The organism is Natronococcus pandeyae, assembly GCF_008122205.1.
GTDB lineage: Archaea > Halobacteriota > Halobacteria > Halobacteriales > Natrialbaceae > Natronococcus > Natronococcus pandeyae.
The window spans coordinates 225,128-242,142 of the sequence record NZ_PHNJ01000001.1; the positions used below are offsets into that span (position 1 = coordinate 225,128).

The 17,015-nt window shown below is 65.4% G+C and carries 16 protein-coding genes; 4 read left to right on the forward strand and 12 right to left on the reverse strand.

Annotated features, from left to right (window positions below; genetic code table 11):
- Window positions 1–44 precede the first annotated feature (44 nt).
- Complete coding sequence (locus CV102_RS01155; RefSeq protein WP_148855977.1) at window positions 45–1,211, reverse strand: acyl-CoA dehydrogenase family protein; 1,167 nt, start codon at window positions 1,209–1,211, stop codon at window positions 45–47.
- A 158-nt stretch (window positions 1,212–1,369) separates the two neighbouring features.
- On the opposite strand from CV102_RS01155, the gene CV102_RS01160 reads away from it, so the two are divergent.
- Window positions 1,370–3,064, forward strand: coding sequence for an acyl-CoA carboxylase subunit beta (locus CV102_RS01160; protein WP_148855979.1), 1,695 nt, complete (start codon window positions 1,370–1,372; stop codon window positions 3,062–3,064).
- Between the two features lie 29 nt (window positions 3,065–3,093).
- Here CV102_RS01160 and CV102_RS01165 read toward each other — a convergent pair whose 3' ends face one another.
- The 4 genes from CV102_RS01165 to CV102_RS01180 form a co-directional block, all read right to left on the reverse strand.
- Complete coding sequence (locus tag CV102_RS01165) at window positions 3,094–3,900, reverse strand: SDR family oxidoreductase (protein ID WP_148855981.1); 807 nt, start codon at window positions 3,898–3,900, stop codon at window positions 3,094–3,096.
- Entirely contained in the window at window positions 3,897–4,799 is a 903-nt protein-coding gene (locus tag CV102_RS01170; RefSeq protein ID WP_148855983.1) for a BKACE family enzyme, read from the reverse strand. The genes CV102_RS01165 and CV102_RS01170 overlap by 4 nt, the downstream gene beginning before the upstream one ends.
- A 1-nt stretch (window position 4,800) precedes the next feature.
- On the reverse strand, window positions 4,801–5,601 hold the full coding sequence (locus tag CV102_RS01175) for an enoyl-CoA hydratase/isomerase family protein (RefSeq protein WP_148855985.1): 801 nt from the start codon (window positions 5,599–5,601) through the stop codon (window positions 4,801–4,803).
- A 194-nt stretch (window positions 5,602–5,795) separates the two neighbouring features.
- A complete protein-coding gene (locus CV102_RS01180; protein WP_148855987.1) occupies window positions 5,796–6,872 on the reverse strand; it encodes a M20/M25/M40 family metallo-hydrolase in 1,077 nt (358 codons plus the stop codon).
- Between the two features lie 117 nt (window positions 6,873–6,989).
- On the opposite strand from CV102_RS01180, the gene CV102_RS01185 reads away from it, so the two are divergent.
- Window positions 6,990–7,493, forward strand: coding sequence for a GNAT family N-acetyltransferase (locus CV102_RS01185; RefSeq protein ID WP_148855989.1), 504 nt, complete (start codon window positions 6,990–6,992; stop codon window positions 7,491–7,493).
- 17 nt (window positions 7,494–7,510) lie between these two features.
- On the opposite strand, the gene CV102_RS01190 is transcribed toward CV102_RS01185, so the two are convergent.
- The 3 genes from CV102_RS01190 to CV102_RS01200 all read right to left on the reverse strand — a co-directional run bounded on the left by CV102_RS01190 (window position 7,511) and on the right by CV102_RS01200 (window position 10,662).
- Window positions 7,511–7,933, reverse strand: a complete 423-nt coding sequence (locus CV102_RS01190) for an SPW repeat domain-containing protein (protein ID WP_148855991.1) — start codon at window positions 7,931–7,933, stop codon at window positions 7,511–7,513.
- A gap of 80 nt (window positions 7,934–8,013) precedes the next feature.
- Window positions 8,014–9,249, reverse strand: a complete 1,236-nt coding sequence (lysA, locus tag CV102_RS01195) for a diaminopimelate decarboxylase (RefSeq protein ID WP_148855993.1) — start codon at window positions 9,247–9,249, stop codon at window positions 8,014–8,016.
- 648 nt (window positions 9,250–9,897) lie between these two features.
- On the reverse strand, window positions 9,898–10,662 hold the full coding sequence (locus CV102_RS01200; protein ID WP_148855995.1) for an aldo/keto reductase: 765 nt from the start codon (window positions 10,660–10,662) through the stop codon (window positions 9,898–9,900).
- Between the two features lie 132 nt (window positions 10,663–10,794).
- Here CV102_RS01200 and CV102_RS01205 point away from each other — a divergent pair, with 132 nt between their 5' ends.
- Complete coding sequence (locus CV102_RS01205; RefSeq protein WP_148855997.1) at window positions 10,795–11,427, forward strand: YIP1 family protein; 633 nt, start codon at window positions 10,795–10,797, stop codon at window positions 11,425–11,427.
- A 52-nt stretch (window positions 11,428–11,479) separates the two neighbouring features.
- Here the strand turns inward: CV102_RS01205 and CV102_RS01210 are convergent, their stop codons facing one another.
- The 4 genes from CV102_RS01210 to dapA form a co-directional block, all read right to left on the reverse strand.
- Entirely contained in the window at window positions 11,480–13,063 is a 1,584-nt protein-coding gene (locus CV102_RS01210) for a sensor histidine kinase (protein WP_148855999.1), read from the reverse strand.
- A 225-nt stretch (window positions 13,064–13,288) separates the two neighbouring features.
- Entirely contained in the window at window positions 13,289–14,125 is an 837-nt protein-coding gene (locus tag CV102_RS01215) for a 2,3,4,5-tetrahydropyridine-2,6-dicarboxylate N-succinyltransferase (protein ID WP_148856001.1), read from the reverse strand.
- The gene (gene dapB / locus CV102_RS01220) at window positions 14,122–14,889 is read right to left on the reverse strand and encodes a 4-hydroxy-tetrahydrodipicolinate reductase (protein WP_148856003.1); all 768 of its coding nucleotides are present in this window, start codon (window positions 14,887–14,889) and stop codon (window positions 14,122–14,124) included. The genes CV102_RS01215 and dapB overlap by 4 nt, the downstream gene beginning before the upstream one ends.
- The gene (gene dapA / locus CV102_RS01225) at window positions 14,889–15,806 is read right to left on the reverse strand and encodes a 4-hydroxy-tetrahydrodipicolinate synthase (protein ID WP_148856005.1); all 918 of its coding nucleotides are present in this window, start codon (window positions 15,804–15,806) and stop codon (window positions 14,889–14,891) included. The genes dapB and dapA overlap by 1 nt, the downstream gene beginning before the upstream one ends.
- A gap of 387 nt (window positions 15,807–16,193) precedes the next feature.
- Here dapA and CV102_RS01230 point away from each other — a divergent pair, with 387 nt between their 5' ends.
- Window positions 16,194–17,015, forward strand: a complete 822-nt coding sequence (locus CV102_RS01230) for a M48 family metallopeptidase (RefSeq protein WP_148856007.1) — start codon at window positions 16,194–16,196, stop codon at window positions 17,013–17,015.

Here is a 17,015-nt window from a genome sequence, read left to right on the forward strand (position 1 = left end):
CGTCGGGCCTCGAACGAGGCCGCTGCGCCACCCGCACCAGCGCCTCAGTACGACCGGGGCAGGCCGAGGGTGTGCTCGGCGAGGAAGTTGCGGACCATCTCGTTCGTGATCGGGACGGTCTTCAGCAGCCGCGAGTTCTGCCAGATGTCGTAGACCTCGTAGTCGGCGGAGAATCCGTTGCCGCCGTGGGTCTGGACCGCCTGATCCGCCGCTTTCGTGGCCGCCTCGCTCGAGCGAAGTTTCGCCATATTCGCCTCTGCGCCGGCGTCTTCGCCCTGGTCCCACTTCGAGGCGGCTTTGTAGGTCATTTCGCGGGCACAGCACAGTTCGGCGTAGGCGTCGGCGAGGGGATGTTGAATCGCCTGATGGGAGCCGATTTTCTGGCCGAACACCGACCGATCGTTCGCGTAGTCGACGGCGAGGTCGACCGCCCGGAGGCCGCCGCCGACAGCGCTCGCCGCCCCCGCGATGCGTTCCGTGTTCAGCGTATCCCACAGCAGGTAGAGGCCACCGTCTTCCGCCCCGAGAATCCGATCTTCGTGGACCCGCAGTCCGTCGATATCGACCTGGTACTGCGTCTCGAACCACGGCACCTCGACGTCGAGCGGCGTCAGTGAGATGCCGTCTTGCTCGGCGGGGTCGGGGACGAGAAACATCGACAGGCCGTGGGTCGGATCGCTCGAGTCGAACTCGGAGGTCCGGGCGATCAACAGCATCTCGTCGGCGTTTTCCACCCCGCTGATCCACATCTTCTGCCCCGAGAGGACGAACTCCTCGCCGTCGCGCTCGGCCCTCGTCTCGATGTTGAGCGTGTTCGTCCCCGCGCCGGCCTCCGTCAGGCCCATACAGAAACGCATGTCGCCGTCCGCGATGGCTGGCAGGTAGCGCTCTTTTTGCTCGTCCGTGCCGTGGCGTTCGATGCTGATTCCGCCGAAGACCGGCGTTAGCACGAAGATGATCCCGCCCTGACCGCCACCGCGCGAGAGTTCTTCGATAACCATCGACATCTCGAGCATGCCCAGACCCGCACCGCCGTACTCCTCCGGAATCGTGACACCGAGCCAGCCGTCTCGAGCCAGGTCGGCCCAGTACTCCTCGGGAAACTCCTTCCCTTCGATTCGCTCCTTCCAGTAGCTCCAGTCGTAATCTCCGGAGATCTCCCGGACGCTGTCACGGATAAGCTGTTGTTCCTCGGTCTCGGTGTAGTCCATGCCTGTTGACAACAAATGGCGCACACATCCCTTACGTTTTCCCACAGGAGGAAACGGAAACGGAGTTCAATCGACGCTGGCGGCCGAATACATTTGTCAATTGGTATCGATGAACAGACCATGGACGCCAGTGGACGCGACCCGCGGAGGTGGCGCGCGTGAAAGTATCAATCGACAGCGCTCCCGACGAAGAGACCGCTCGAGCGATCGTCAGCGCGCTCTCGGCCCACCTCGGACGATCCGTCGAACTCGTCGTCGACGACGAACCGATCGCCAGCACGGGTGAGGACGGCTGGGACGACGCGGTCGTCACCGAACGAGAACAGCGGCTTCGCGACGAAATCGAGACGATTCTGACTGGGGGCCCCGAGCGCGGCCACGAGAAACTCGAGGAACTGGGGAAGCTGTTCGTCAGGGACCGACTCGAGTTGCTCTTCGACGAGATCGAGTACGAGGACGGGACGTTCGCCAGACACGACGCGGACGGGGAGTTGCCGGCGGACGGGATGATCACCGGCGTCGGGACGATCGACGGGCGGACGGTGTTTTTCGCGGCGAACGATTACAGCGTCAAGGCCGGATCGCTCGGGATGATGGGCGTCGAAAAGGAGATTCGACTCGCGGAGCGGGCGGTCGAAGCCGGCGCGCCGATCCTTCGACTGATCGATTCGACTGGCGCACGACTCAATCTGGACGATCGAGAGCCGGGGGATACGCACATGGGTCGCTACCGCGGCGGGAAGATGTTCTACAACCAGTGCATCCACTCCGGGCAGGTCCCACAGATCGGCGTCCTCTACGGACCCGAAATCGCGGGATCGGCCTATACGCCCGTCTTCTGCGATTATCTGGTCATGGTCGAAGAGATCAGCGGGATGGCCATCGCCAGCCCGCGCGTCGTCGAGGCGGTGACCGGCGAACAGACGACCATGCAAGACCTCGGCGGGCCCGACGTCCACGCCACCCAGTCCGGGAGCGCGGATCTGGTCGTCTCGGACGAACGCGAGGCGGCGGGTGCGGTACGGAACCTCCTCTCGTATCTCCCGCAACGCTACGACGCCCCGCTTCCGACCCGCGAGTCGACGCCGCCGACTGCGAACCCGCACGGACTCGACGCCGTGATTCCCGACGAACCCAACGAGGCGTACGACGTACTCGAGGTGATCGACAGACTGGTCGACGGCGACACGTGGTTCGAACTCAAACCCAGGTTCGCGCCGGAACTCGTCACCGGCCTCGCGCGCATCGGTGGCCGACCGGTCGGGATCGTCGCGAACCAGCCCGCGGCCAAAAGCGGTGCGATCTTTCCGGATTCCGCCGAGAAGGGTGCGGGCTTCGTCTGGACCTGCGACGCGTTCGGCATCCCGATCGTCTACCTCTGTGACACCCCCGGCTTTATGGTCGGCTCGCAGGTCGAACGCGAGGGCGTCCTTCAGAAGGGCCGGAAGTTCATCTACGCGACCTCGAACGCACAGGTTCCGAAACTGTGCGTCGTCACCCGCAAGGCCTACGGTGCAGGCATTTACGCGATGGCGGGCCCCTCCTTCGAACCCGACGCCACCCTCGCCCTTCCGAGCGCCGAAATCGCCGTGATGGGTCCGGACGCCGCCGTCAACGCCCTTTTTTCCGAACAGCTCGCCGAGATGGACCCCGAATCCCGCGAGGCGTTCAAGGAGGCCATGCTCGAGGAGTACGACGAGCAGATCGACATCCAGGCCCAGGCCGCGAAGATGCAGGTCGACGAACTGCTGCCCGCAGGGGACCTTCGGGAGCAACTCGAGGCGCGATTGCGGACGCTTCGCGGAAAGCGCCGGACGGAGCGCGACCGACATCACGGAACGGTGCTGTTCTGAGCCGACGGGGCAGTGATTCGGACGGCCGGCTACACCGGCGTCGGCGCCAGCAACTGCCCGCCGTCGACCGCGTAGTACGACCCCGTCACGTACGATGCGGCCGGACTCGAGAGAAACAGCGCGACGGAAACGCAGTCGGCGGGGGTTCCGAGCCTGTCTGCGGCGAGGTCGTCCTCGATCACCTGCTCCGCGACGGCCTCGCCCATCACGTCCGTGACGCCCTCGGTTCGGATCACGCCCGGCGCGACCGTGTTCGCCCGGATACCGTGTGGCGCCCACTCCGCGGCGACGGTTTGCATCAGGTTGTGCACGCCGGCTTTGCCGGCACCCGAGTGGGCGTGGTAGGGTGCACCCCGAACCGAGTTCGTCGCGCCCATCGAGACGATCGCACCCCCGCCACGGTCGATCAGGTGCTCGCCCGCCGCGAACGTGCAGTTGGCCGTCCCGTCGAGGATGGTCCCGACGACCGACCGCCAGCCGCTGGCCGAGAGGTCCTCCGCCGGACAGAGGAAGTTCGCGCCAGCGTTGTTCACGAGGATCGAGAGATCGCCCAGCTCCGCGAGGACCGTCTCGATCATCGCGTCCACCTCGTCGGGTTCCCGGACGTCCACCGTCGTCGCGCAGGCGTTCGCACCACGCGCCTCGAGTTCCTCGGCGACGGGCTCGAGGTGGTCCATCGAGCGACTGGCGATCGCCACGTCCGCGCCGTGGTCGGCGTAGGCCAGCGCGAGTTCCTTTCCGATGCCCGTTCCGCCACCCGTCACGAGCGCGACCTCGCCCGCGAGCAGGTCCTCGGCGAAGAGGTCGGTTGTGGGAGGCGTTTCGGGGAAGCTCATTCCGCGGCCTCCAGGCCCAGAATATCGCGTGCCTCGTCGGGCGTCGCCGGTTCGCGGCCCACCTGTTTCGCCATCTCGACCGCATCCGCGACCAGGTCGGCGTTGCTCTCGGCCATCTCGCCGGTCGGCCGGTAGAAGTTGTCCTCGAGGCCGACGCGGACGTTGCCACCCATCGCGAGCGCGGCCGAGACCAGCGGCCACTGGTCCTCGCCGACGCCGATCACCTGCCAGGTGCAGTCGTCGGGCAACTGGCGCACCTGGTGGGCCAGGTTCTCCACGCTCGCCGGAATCCCGCCGAGGACGCCCATGATCAGGCTCGCGTGAAACGGGCGCTCGAGCACGCCCTCTCGCAACAGTGGGCGCGTATTGCCGACGTGACCCGTGTCGAAACACTCGAGTTCGGGCGTCACCCCCGCTTCGTTCATCCCCGCGAGCAACTCGCGGATCTCCGAGAAGGGGTTTTCGAACACCATGTCGAAGACGTAGTCCTCGCGCCGGTCCGAGTACTTCGCGTAGTTCATCGACCCCATATTGAGCGCGGCGACCTCCGGCTGGACGTCCCGAACGTAGTCGAGGCGCTCCTCAAGTGGCGTGTCGATCGCCCCGGTCGAAAAGTTGAGAACGACGTCCGACCGAGCGCGGACCTCGTCGTGAATCTCCTGGTACGTCTCGGTCGAGAACGTCGGCGCGCCGTCGTCGGTTCGGGCGTGGATGTGGACGACCGCCGCGCCCGCCTCACACGCGGCCGCCGCCTCCTCCGCGATTTCGACCGGCGTGTACGGAATCGCCTCGCACTGGTCGCGGGTGGTGAGCGCGCCGGTCAGCGCCGCGGTGACGATCGGTTTGTCGGGATCGTTCCCCTTCGTCGACGCCTGTCGGTCGTAGATCGTGTCGCTCATTTTATCGCCCCCGCCACTCCGGTTCGCGGTCGGTCAGAAACGCGTCGATCCCCTCCTCGGTGTCCTCGCTCATCGCGATCATCGCGATCACTTCCTTCAGGTACGCGAGCGCCGCGCCGAACTCCATTTCGCGCTGCTCGTAGTAGGCCTCCTTTCCCATCTCGATCAGGACGGGACTGTTACGCGAAAGCGTCTCGACGAGCGACTCGAGTTCTGCGTCGAACTCGTCGGCCGCCGCCACGTCGGTCACCAGCCCCATCTCGGCGGCGCGGTCGGCGGACACTTCCTCGCCCGTGAAGAGCAACTTCAGCGCGGCCTTCTCGGTCGCGGCGCGAGTGATCGGTGCCATCGCCTGCGCCGGGAACAGGCCCACGTCGACCTCGGGAGTCCCGAACACGGCGTCGTCGCTCGCGAGGACGAACTCGCAGGCGGTTGCGAGACCGAGTCCGCCCGCGAGACAGTGTCCCTCGACCGCCGCGACGGTGAGCGCGCTTGTGTCGTGTAACGCTTCGATCAGTCCGGACAGCGCCCCGAAGTTCGAGCGGTACGCCTGGGTTCCCTGTCCGATCGGAAACTCCTGGAGGTCGCCCCCCGAACAGAACGTTCCCTCGGCCCCCCGAATCACGACGACGCGGGTCGGTCCCGCGTCGGCGGCCGCGAGGACGTCCTGCAGTCCTCGGATCACGTCCTCGTTGAGCGCGTTTCGCCGATCCGGTCTGTCGATCGTCGCGCGAACGACCAGTTCGTCGTCGCTGAGGCGGACCGCCAACTCGTCGCTCGAGAGCGCATCGTCGTCGACCATCTATCGCCCCTCCGGGTGCATTTCGTCGCCCGTCGTCCCCGTTTGCCCCTCGAGCACGGTCGAGTCGGTTCGGTCCGGTTCGTGTGGCTCACAACACTGCATGTGATTACCATTGACACACTTGGACGTAAGTGTAGTTCAAAGAACCAGTTCGCCTATGGTTCGGCGTCGTCGCTCGAGCGGGCGGAAGGACGTTAGCCGAGAAGCGACTCGAGCGTCGCTTCGACGGCCTCGGCGGCAGCCTCGAGCTCGGATACTCGAACGTACTCGCGTTCGGCGTGGGCAACCGGCCCCTCTTCGTCGGCGAGTAGGCCCGGCCCGAAGACGACGGTCGGCGCGTCACGTGCGAAGAACGAGGCCTCCGTCGCCGCGCCGAACGGGCGGACGTCACCGCCGCTCGCTTCTTGCAGAACCTGCACCAGCCGGTCGTCCTCGTCGGTCACGAACGGGTCGGGAAACGGCGTATCCGGACGAATCAGGTCGACCGAGACCGACAGGTCGTCGGGGACGCGGAACTCGAGGAACGCCTCGAGATTCTCGCGGAACGAATCGCTGGTCTCCGGCGGCACGTTCCGCCGGTCGAAGGTCACTCGACAGGATTCGGGAACGCGATTCGGCGCCTCGCCGCCGGCGAGCACCGTCGGCGTCAGCTTCGGCGAGCCGAGCACCGGATCCGGCTCCGGGCCGGCCTCGTCGTCGTAGGCGCGCAGCGCCTCGAGCACGTTGGGGAGTCCGAACACCGGGTTCCGATCGGCGGAAACGCTCGCCGCGTGGCCGGCCTCGCCCTCGAGGGTGATCGTCCCTTCGCACTGTCCGCGGGCGGCGATGCAGACGTCGAACCCGGTCGGCTCGCCGACGATGTAGCCGTCGGCGGACAGCGTCTCCTGCAGGCGTTCGGCGCCGGTCATCAGCGTCTCCTCGTCGGGGGTCAGCGCCAGCGTGACTCGGCCGTCGGTCGGCTCGACTCGGAGGAACGCGGCGAGCAGGGCGGCGAGCGGCCCCTTCGCGTCGCAGGATCCTCGGCCGTAGACGGTGTCACCGTCGCGCCGGTAGGGAACGTGCGGTGCCACGGTGTCGACGTGCGTATTCAGGACGACGTGCGTTCCGTCGTCGGTCCCGCGGCTGGCGAGGACGCTGCCGCGCTCGTCCACGGTCGGCTCGAGCCCGGCGTCTCGGAGCGTCTCGAGCACCAGTTCGCGCATCTCGGAAACGTCCTCGTGGGAGGGCGTCCCGACGGCGTCGGCGTGGAAGGTGGTGATGTCGAAACTCATGGGTATTCACCGTCGTCGCAGCGACGGCTCGTCGATGTCGTTCCTTTCGAACGGCGAGTGATAAGCGCACGCATATCGGCGGTACGCTGATGGGAATGTCCCTCGAAATCGCCCTCGATGGAGGTCCGCGACGCGGTCCCTGCCGACGCCGAGGCCATCCGTGAGGTCCACGTTCGTTCGATCAGGGGACTCGGGACGGACGCCTACACGACGGAGCAGGTCGACGCGTGGGCGGCCGGCTGTGAGTCGGCCGATTACGAGCGTGCGATCCGGGACCTCGAGTTTCTCGTCGCCGAGCGCGACGGCGCCGTCGTCGGCTTCGGTTCGCTCGCGCCGGAACCGCCCGGCAGATACGAGGCCGACGTCGACGCCGAGATCACCGGCCTCTACGTCGACCCGTCGGTCGCTCGGCAGGGCGTCGGCTCCGCGATCTACGACGAACTCGAGCGCCGAGCCCGTCGGTCCGGCGTCGAAACGCTCGGGCTGTCGGCGTCGCGAAATGCCGTCCCGTTCTACGAGGCGCGGGGCTACGAACGCGTTCGGGAGTTCGAACACGAGTTCTCGGGTGAGGAATCGACGGGCGTGACCGGGACGGTCGTCGAGATGGAGCGGGAGCTGTGAGCCGAAATCGCGTTTTATTAATCCCCGCCCGTGCCAGTCGTCGCCGTCGTTCCGAGCTGCCAGCTGCCGTAGACGCTGACGGCGCCCAGCAGCGCGACGAGCGCGCCCGCGACGATGTTACTCCAGAACAGGAGATCGATCGAGGGCGGGAACGCCATCGTCTGCTCGAAGACGAACGGCGCAGCAGCGGTCCACAACCCCAGTGGAACGATCAGTAGCGGCGCGGCGAGCGGCGGGAGCCGTCCACCTGCTGGACGGGCCGCGGTGTAGGCGGCGAGGGTGGCGATCACGGCGCCGACGATGACGTTGTTCGTGACGATCCAGCCGAATCCCGTAAAGAAGACGCCTGACCAGAAGATCCAGGTGCCGAGTACGGCGGCGAGTCCGGCCAGGCGCGGGACGAGGACTTCCGTGTCTCGAGCCGACGGGCGGTCGCTCATACCCGGCTCTACGGGAGCCAGCCGTCTAAAGGTATCACGCGGTCGTTCTCGGACCCGTGACCGTCAGCATGGCCGAGCGGTCACTGCTCGACGCGGGTCACGTCCTCGAGCGTCTCGCGTCGCCGGGCGACGCGGGCCTCGCCGTCCTCGAGTGCTACTTCGGCGGGTCGAGGCTGGGAGTGGAACTGGCTGGCCAGTTCGTAGCCGTAGGAGCCGGCGTTGCCGATGGCGACGATATCGCCGCGTTCGGGCCGGGCGACGGGCCGATCGTGGGCGAAGACGTCCGCGCTGGTACAGACCGGGCCGCCGACGGTGACCGGATGCGGGTCGCGGTCCGGCGCACTGACGTTCAGCATGGGATGATAGGAGCCGAACATCGCCGGCCGGATGAGCGTCGCCAGGCTGGCGTCGATGCCGACGACCGTCGTGTCCGGAGCCTCCTTGATCGTGTTGACCTCGCTCAGGATGAGCCCCGCATCGGCGACGACGTACCGGCCGGGCTCGAGTTTGAGCGTCGCGTCGAGGTCACCGACCGCGTCGCGGACCATCTCCGACGTACGCTCGAGGTCCAGCGGTTCCTCGTCCTCGCGGTAGGGCACGCCGTAGCCGCCGCCGACGTCGACGAACTCGAGGTCCGCGTCGCCGACGCGGCGGGCCATCTCGCCGACTCGTTCGATCGCCCGGCAGTGGTCCTCGAGCCCCTCGGTCAGCACCCCGCTGCCGGCGTGGGCGTGAAGCCCGACGAGGTCGAACCCCTCGCGGACCTGGTCCGCGACTTCGGGCACCTGTTCGTAGGGAATGCCGAACTTCGCGTCGGCGCCGGTAGCGACCTTCTCGTGGTGGCCCGTCCCGATGCCGGGGTTGATGCGGATCGCGATCCGGCCGTCGTACCCCCGCTCGGCGAGGCGCTCGAGCGTGTCGGACGCACCGATCGTGATCGTTAGTCCGGGCGCCTCGGCGGCGAGGTCGACGGCGTAGTCCAGATCGTGATCCGGCGGGTTGACGGCGGTGTACTGCAGCGTGTTCGGGTCCGCGCCGGCGTCGATCGAGCGCTGGAGTTCGCCCCAGGCCGCACACTCGATGTCGGCGCCGGCCTCGAGGACGGCCTCGAGGACCGCCTTGCCCGTGTGGGCCTTCGCGGCGTACATGACGTCGGCGTCGGGGAACTCGGCGGCGAAACGGGTGTAGTTCTCCTTCACGCGGTCGAGATCCATCACGTACAGCGGCGTGTCGTGCTCGTCGGCGAGGGACTCGAGTCGCTCGTGGTCCCAGTCGGCAAGCCGGCGAACCGCCGGCGAGTCGGCGAGGTCGGTCATGTTCGCCTCGAGTGACCGCGACAAGACAAGGGTTTGGGTTTGGCATCCGCTCTCTGGATCGGTCGCGAAGCATCTCGGTTGCTGACGAGTTCAGAACGGTGCCGGAAGGACGGCTTCGGTATCGGATTTCGTCGTGACACTCGCGTTACGGACGGCGTCTGCCTCGTCCAGACGACCTCATCTCAGCGGTGGCGCGCGCTGACCGACGGTGAACGGAGCGTGAGCCGTCGGTCGATGCCGTGCGAGGGATGAGTGAGCGAGCCTGCGAGCGAACGAATCGGCTGGGGAGGGCGTGGAGACCCCTTGTGTCCACGAGTTGTGGAACACCTTCTGGCTGCCTTCGAAGTAACCCAGGTCAGTTCACCCGTGTTGTCGGTAACCGAATCGCTCCGTTATCATGATTCGAGAGAAACGAATACGCACTTGTTGCTGGCAACGAGGAATCGCCACACCCTCCCCAGCCGATTCGTTCGGTCGCGTCGCTCCCTCACTCATCCCTCGCGCGACGTTGGACGACAGTTCGCCCGAGGCTCGCGGTTCCCCTCGGTCACCGCTCGCTTTCCGAGGCGCTCGCGCTACTCGCGCCTCGCTTCGCTCACTGTCGTCCAGCACGCGCCGCCGTGCACTGGTTGATCGAGTTTCGAGTCACTACTCCGGAAACAGCTCCTCGGTTCGCTCGATAGCATCGATTCGCTCGAGTTCGTCCGACTCGAGGTCGAGCTCCAGCGCCTCGAGGTTCGCCTCCAGATGTTCGCGGCTGCTCGATTTCGGAATCGTCACGACGCCGTCTTTCGCGGCCAGCCACGCGAGGCAGACCGCTTCCGGCGTCGTCTCGTGGCTCTCGGCGACGGCGACGACCGCGTCGATCTCGCCGGCGCGGCCGTTGGCGAGCGGCGAGTAGGCCACCAGCGGATAGCCGTGTTCGCGTGCGTGCGCGAGGAGATCCTTGGGCTGGAACAGCGGGTGGTACTCGACCTGGTGGGCCGCGATCGGTTCCTCGAGGACATCCTGCGCGGTTTCGAGTTCGGGTACCGAAAAGTTGCTCACTCCGACGCCGCCGATTGTGCCTTCGTCGGACAGTTCGTCGAACGCCGGCAGCGTCCGTTCGGGGTCGTACGTCTCGATCGGTCGGTGGACGTACAGCAGGTCGACACGATCGAGTCCCAGTCGCTCGAGGCTCTCCTCGGTCGTTCGGTGGACGTCTTCGGGCGCGAGGCTGTCGGCCCAAACCTTCGTCGCGACGAGGACGTCCTCGCGAGGGACGTCGCTGCGGGCCAGTCCCTCACCGACGACGGCCTCGTTCTCGTAAATTTGTGCCGTGTCGAGGTGGTCGTAGCCGAGTTCCAGGGCCGTCGCGATCGTGTCGGGATCGTCGATACCCATCGTGCCGAGACCGATCGATGGAAGCTGCATACCGCGTGTTTTCGGTTTGGCGACAAGAACCCTCTCATCCGACCCGCGTCGAGTCGACCGCTACCCACTCGTTTATATCACTCGACTGTTTAGTACAGAAAACTTATCAATAGTCGTAGAGAGCTGTCACGTATGGCCCCCCAGTCCCCGCTCGTTTCTCCCGCTGAATACTTCGAACAGGAGCCGCACAATCCGCACACGGCGGGTCTCGTCGTCTTCATCGGCTACCTGGTCGTGTCAATCGCGATGTTCGCGTTGCTGGTGAACGTTATCTTCGGTCAGGTCGAAAACGCGCCTCCCGAATTCGACCGAGCCGTCGATCAGGCGGTGTCGGAGATCATCGTCCCGATGACATTTTTCCTGGTCCTCATCTCCGTCCTCGCGCTGCTCGTGATCGCGGCCCTCATGCACTACCTGAGCGGCGGAAGCCGGACGGCGGGGTCGTTCGGGAACGCGGTGGCGGTCGCGGGCTGGGCGTACGCGCCGAACCTCCTCACCCTTCCGCTCTCGTACGCCCACGCGCGCTACGAGATCCAGCAGCAGACGTTCGACGGCTCCGATCCGCAGACGCTCGAACGACAGCTCGAAATGGCACAACTGGACGGAACCGGACTCGTTCCCTTCCTGTTGCTCGTCGTTACGGTGGGGTGGAGCGTCTACATCCTCGCGTACGGAACGGCGGCCACGCACGACGTCGACCTGAGCGACGCGCTTCTTCCGGCGGCCATCGTCGGTATCGGCGCGTTCGTCTTCGGGGTGGTGTGAGCGATTCGCGTTCGAGTTCCGTTTCTCGCGGGAAACGGAACCCGCAGCGCGCTCACGGGGGATGATCGTCTACGGCCGGCAGCGTAAACGAGAAGCTCGAGCCCTCGCCAGGTTCGGAGTCGACCCAGATCTCGCCGCCGTGGTGTTCGACGACGCGTTCACAGAGGGCGAGCCCGATCCCCGTTCCGCCGTGTTCGTCGTTCGTGTGCAGGCGCTCGAACACCTGAAAAATGCGATCGGCGTCGTCCGGTTCGATGCCGACCCCCTCGTCGCAAACGGTGAGTTTCCACGCCGGTCCATCGCGCTCGGCCGAGATGTGTACCGTCGGTTCGTCGGTGCGGGTGTACTCGATAGCGTTGTCCAGCAGATTCTGGAACACCTGCCGTAACTGCTCCTCGTCACCTTCGACTCGAGGCAGCGAGTCCGCAGAGACCTCTGCGTTGTGTTCCTCGATTTTCAACTGGAGATCCGTGCGAACATCCGCGAGGACGGCGTCCAGGTCGACCGGCTCGAGCGTCCTCTCGCCAGTATCAATTCGGGAGTAGGTGAGCAGTGCCTGGATCATGTCCCGCATTCGCTCGGCACCGTTGATCGCGAAGTCGATGTACTCCAAAACCTCGTCGTCGAGTTCGTCGTCGTACCGTCGCTCGATCAGCATGAGATAGCTCGAGACCATCCGCAGGGGCTCCTGGAGGTCGTGAGAGGTGGCGTAGGCGAATCTCTCCAGACGTTCGTTGGACTTCTCGAGTTTGTCGATAGCCTCCTCGAGTTGCTCCTCCCGTTCGTTCTGCTCGGTGATGTCCTGAACCATCCCGATTGCACGAACTGGCTCCCCCTCGATGTTGTAGTAGAACTCTCCCTGGGCGTCGATCCATCGCTGTTCGCCGTCGGCTCGAATGATCCGGCACTCGAACTCCCAGACACCCGTCTCGAACGCCTCTTCGAAGCGACGGGCGACGAACTCGCGGTCGTCCGGGTGAACGTGATCGAGGAAGATGTCGAAGCTCCAGTCCTCGACTCGCTCCTCGTAGCCGAAGATCCGGTCGTGTTGTGGCGAACGGACGGGGGAGTCCTCGGTCTGCAGATCGAGTTCCCACGTCCCCAACTCGCCGGCCTCGAGCGCGAGACGCAATCGCTCCTCGCTCTGTCGCAGGCCGTCCGTCAACTCGAACTGTCCGGCGGCGGACTCGCGGTTCTGTTCGCGTTCGTCGAACGTCGTTCGTTTCCGGCCGAGAATCTCACGAACCGTTCCGACGGAACCCTGCAGGGAATCGTCCGCTTCGAACGGGTTTACGCGAACCTCACAGAGAATTCGTTTTCCGTCGGCAGTCTGGACGGGAAACTCGAGCAGCGCGCTCTGCTCGGACGGATTTTCGTGGAGTCGGTCGATTTCGGACTCGACAGCCGACCCCTTATCGTTGAGGATTTCCGTGACGTGGGTGCCCAGAAGTTCGTCGTAGTCGTACCCCGTTATCTCGACCATGACGTCGTTGACTGCGACGAGACGGCCCTCGACGTCGAGTTGAAAGATTCCGTCGCCGATCGTGTTCAGGAGCGTTCGATACCGCTGGTGGGCCTCGTCTTCAACTGCGTCTTCCCAGAACGCCATTTCGGAACTCTCGGCCCGGTTACTCATACCATCGGTAGATTCCTGAATTAGATAAGCCCTTGCGTGACACCTATTTTCAGACGGTAATATTTTTACATTAGTTATTTCCAATCAATTGTCTATAATGGCTACGTACGAGCTTCGACGTAGCAGACGGTTCAGGAGGTTCCGTCCGAAAAATCGGATCTCGAGCGAACCGAATCGCGACCGGCTGAAATCACGAACTGTCGAACTATCGTACTCCGTCGAGTCCTACTCCCGGAGCGCGTCCTCGCGTTCGGTCGCCTCGAGCGTCTCCGTCTCGAGGTCGGTCGCGACGACGGCGGGCTTGTAGGCGCCGCCCTCGAAGAGGTCGTGGTCGCTGACCGAGGACTCGACGAAGCGCGTGAAGGCGCGTCGGTCTGCGGGGAGTTCGCCGTAGATGACCTCCTCCTCGACGAGGTCGTAGACCGGAATTCGCGGCGTCAGCAGGGTGTTCTCGCCGACGACGCTGTTCTCGCCGACGACGAAGCCCGAAGTGACCCGACAGCCGGCGCCGAGCGAAACGTCGTCCTCGACGATGACTGGCGCGCTCTCGACGGGCTCCAGAACGCCCCCGATAAGGGTGTTCGCGCCGAGTTTGACGTTCTCGCCGATCTGGGCGCAGGAACCCACCGTATCGCAGGAGTCGACGAGGGTACCGTCGCCGACGTAGGCGCCGATGTTGACGAAGCTCGGACTCATCATAATGCAGTCCGAGCCGAGGTAGGCGCCCCGTCGGATCGTCGTTCCGTCGGGCGTGTTTCGGGTTCCGCGCTCGCCGAGGTCCTCGGTGTCACGCAGCGGGAGGACGTCGTAGTGGTCAGTACCACCGTAGTCGTACGCCCGGTTGTGGCGCAGGCCGAAGTTGAGCAGGATCCCCCGCTTGACCCACTCGTTGGCCTCCCACTCGCCGTCGTTCTTCTCGGCTGCTCGGATCTCGCCGTCCTCTAAGGCGTCGAGGAAGGCGTCGAGCGTCGCGTACTCGTCGCCGCCGACGCTGTCGGCGCTGTGTTCGTCGTTCTGGTACTGTGCCCACAGATCGTCGATTTCGGTCTCGAGCGTGCTCATTCGTCGATCACGTCCGCAAACTCGTAGTTCCCCGCCTTTTGTCCAGCGATCCAGACCGCCGCGTCGACCGCGCCGGCCGCGAAGACGCCGCGATCCTCGGCCCGGTGGGTCAGTCGAACCTCCTCGTCGTTCCCGGCGAGGACGATCTCGTGCTCGCCGGTGATATTACCGGCGCGGAGCGCGTGAACCCCGATCTCGCCCGCCTCGCGAGGTGCGTCACCCTCGCGGCCGTGAGTGCGTTCGGTGAACTCGCCGTTTTTCTCGATCTCCTCGAGGAGCCGGTTCGCGGTGCCACTCGGGGCATCGCGCTTACCGTTGTGGTGGGTCTCGACGAGTTCGACGTCGTACCCCGGCAGGTTTCGGACCGCTTCGCCGACGACGTTCACCAGTGCCTGGACGCCGCGAGCGAAGTTCGGCGCGTGAAGGACGGCGGTCTCGTCGCTCGCGGCCTCGAGTGCGGCCGCCTGGTCGTCGTTGAAGCCGGTCGTCCCCGTAACGAAGGCGACGCCGGCGTCGGCGCAGGCCTCGACGTAGTCGACGGCCGACTCCGGCCCGGTGAAGTCGATGACGGCCGTCGGCTCGCGCTCGGTCAGCAGCGAGTCGAACGCCCCGGCGGATTCGACGTCGACGCCCCGAACGGTCCGGTCGTCCGGGTTGCGGTTGACGGCGAAGACGATCTCGCATTCGTCGTGGTCGACGGCGGCGTCGATCACTTCCCGCCCCATTCGACCGGTGGCGCCGGTGACGCCGATTCGGGTCGTCATCAGTTGGCCTCCGCGTCGGGAACCGCCGCCGACTCGCGCTCGAGGTCCTCGAGTACGGTCTCGAGGTCGTCACGGTACTCCTCGGAGAGTCGGGAGAGCGGCGAGCGCATCCGTGCGGGTCCGTAGCCGCGGATCTCCATGGCTTCCTTGACCGGGATCGGGTTGGTCTCGACGAACAGTTCGCGGAACAGCGGCCCGAGTTCGTGGTGGATCTCGCGTGCGCGCTCGTAGTCCCCGTCGAGGGCGGCGCCGACCATCGCGCAGGTCCGTTCGGGTTCGACGTTCGCCGAGACGCTGATCGTTCCGGTGCCGCCGACGGAGATCGTCGGCAGGGTGAGCGCGTCGTCGCCTGAGAGGACGGCGAACTCTTCGTCCGTTGTGCGCTCTGCGATCTCGCCGATCTGGCCCAGGTCGCCGCTGGCGGCCTTGAAGCCCGCGATGTTCTCGTGAGAGGCGAGTTCGACGGCCGTGTCGGCCTCGATGTTCTGGCCCGTCCGGGAAGGGACGTTGTAGACGATCTGGGGCAGGTCGACCGCGTCCGCGATCGTCCGGTAGTGCTCGATCAGTCCGCGCTGTTCGGGCTTGTTGTAGTACGGCGAGATCAGCAACAGACCGTCGGCGCCGGCCTCGGCCGACCGCTCGGAGAGTTCCAGGGCCTCGCGGGTGTTGTTCGACCCCGAGCCCGCGATGACGGGCACGTCGCCGACGGCGTCGATTACGGCCTCGACGACCTGGATGTGTTCGTCGTGGGTCAGGGTCGCCGACTCGCCCGTGGAGCCGACGGGAACGAGCCCGTCGACGCCCGCGGCCTCGAGTCGCTGTGCGTCGGTCTGCAGTGTTTCGAAGTCGATCTCTTCGTCCTCGTCGAAGGGCGTACACATCGCCGGAAAGACGCCCGAAAGGTCGAGTGCTGTCATGAGTAGTGTGTGGTGTCGAACTGGTCAATCGGTTTCGCTATCGTCGGATATCGCCGGTCCTGCACGGCCGAACCGCACCCGGGACGGGGACGCTACGCCCGCCGCGAGCACACGCAGATGCGTTTAGGCTTCGAAAAACGAGGGGACACGCCGCTCACGACGCCGATATCGAATCGGTGAGCGGTGTGGCACATACTGAGACCAGCTACCCGAACCGACTTATCGATTGTGACTTCGGCATATCTGATCCGGGCCGTGGCTCGAGAGCGCCGAACGGCTCGATTCGTCGGTGATCAGGATGCTGCCACGTGCGATCTCGATGCACTCGTTCGGTTTCGCTCGTCGCTTCCCGCGTCATTTATACTTCTCGATTGCTAACCGGCGGGTATGCGAAACACACAACTGAAACTCCGGATGGTACTGGTTGGAACCATCCTGTTTGCCCTCTACTTCGGTGCAGCGCTGTTCTTCCATGCAGCGTGGGGCGTTCCGCTGATTCCAGTTCTGCTGGTCAGTCTCGTCGTCCTCCCCGCAGCACAGTACAAGATCGGAAAGTGGCTGGCGCTCAGGGGCGCCGAGGAGATGCCCGAGAGTGGACAGTACCAGGATATCCATCAGATGACCGAGTCGCTCTCGCGGGACATGGGTCTCGACAAACCGAAGCTCATGGTCCAGGATATGGGCGTTCCCAACGCCTTCGCGACCGGCCGGAAGGGTGCCGGCGTCGTCTGTCTCTCGCCACAGCTCATTCAGTTGCTCGACCGCGACGAACTCGAGGGCGTCATCGCCCACGAACTGGCGCACCTGAACAACCGCGACACCATCACGATGATCATCGGCCAGTCGATCGGGATGGTCGTCAGCTACGCGGTGTTCTTCCTGGTCCGCGACTCGGGTGAGGGCATCGGGAACTTCGTCGTCGCCTACGCCGCGTCGATCGTGGCACAGATGCTCACGCTCATCTTCGTGATGGCGATCTCGCGGTACCGCGAGTACGTCGCCGACGACGACGCTCGCCAGTACATCGGCAGCGGCGATCCGCTCGCCCGCGCACTCGAGAAGATCCAGCGCGGTTCCGAGGGTCGCGAGTCGAAGGTCGACGACAACGTCAGCGCGCTCTGCATCCTGAACACCGACCGGAGCATCCTCCAGCAGCTCTTCGCGACGCATCCGCCGACCGAGAAGCGAATCGAGAAGCTTCGGAGCTGA

Coding starts and splice junctions, on each gene's coding strand:
- CV102_RS01155 (WP_148855977.1), bottom strand. CDS start 1,211: ATGGACTACACCGAGACCGAGGAACAACAGCTTATCCGTGACAGCGTC.
- CV102_RS01165 (WP_148855981.1), bottom strand. CDS start 3,900: ATGAGCTTCCCCGAAACGCCTCCCACAACCGACCTCTTCGCCGAGGAC.
- CV102_RS01170 (WP_148855983.1), bottom strand. CDS start 4,799: ATGAGCGACACGATCTACGACCGACAGGCGTCGACGAAGGGGAACGAT.
- CV102_RS01175 (WP_148855985.1), bottom strand. CDS start 5,601: ATGGTCGACGACGATGCGCTCTCGAGCGACGAGTTGGCGGTCCGCCTC.
- CV102_RS01180 (WP_148855987.1), bottom strand. CDS start 6,872: ATGAGTTTCGACATCACCACCTTCCACGCCGACGCCGTCGGGACGCCC.
- CV102_RS01185 (WP_148855989.1), top strand. CDS start 6,990: ATGGAGGTCCGCGACGCGGTCCCTGCCGACGCCGAGGCCATCCGTGAG.
- CV102_RS01190 (WP_148855991.1), bottom strand. CDS start 7,933: ATGAGCGACCGCCCGTCGGCTCGAGACACGGAAGTCCTCGTCCCGCGC.
- lysA (WP_148855993.1), bottom strand. CDS start 9,249: ATGACCGACCTCGCCGACTCGCCGGCGGTTCGCCGGCTTGCCGACTGG.
- CV102_RS01200 (WP_148855995.1), bottom strand. CDS start 10,662: ATGCAGCTTCCATCGATCGGTCTCGGCACGATGGGTATCGACGATCCC.
- CV102_RS01205 (WP_148855997.1), top strand. CDS start 10,795: ATGGCCCCCCAGTCCCCGCTCGTTTCTCCCGCTGAATACTTCGAACAG.
- CV102_RS01210 (WP_148855999.1), bottom strand. CDS start 13,063: ATGAGTAACCGGGCCGAGAGTTCCGAAATGGCGTTCTGGGAAGACGCA.
- CV102_RS01215 (WP_148856001.1), bottom strand. CDS start 14,125: ATGAGCACGCTCGAGACCGAAATCGACGATCTGTGGGCACAGTACCAG.
- dapB (WP_148856003.1), bottom strand. CDS start 14,889: ATGACGACCCGAATCGGCGTCACCGGCGCCACCGGTCGAATGGGGCGG.
- dapA (WP_148856005.1), bottom strand. CDS start 15,806: ATGACAGCACTCGACCTTTCGGGCGTCTTTCCGGCGATGTGTACGCCC.
- CV102_RS01230 (WP_148856007.1), top strand. CDS start 16,194: ATGCGAAACACACAACTGAAACTCCGGATGGTACTGGTTGGAACCATC.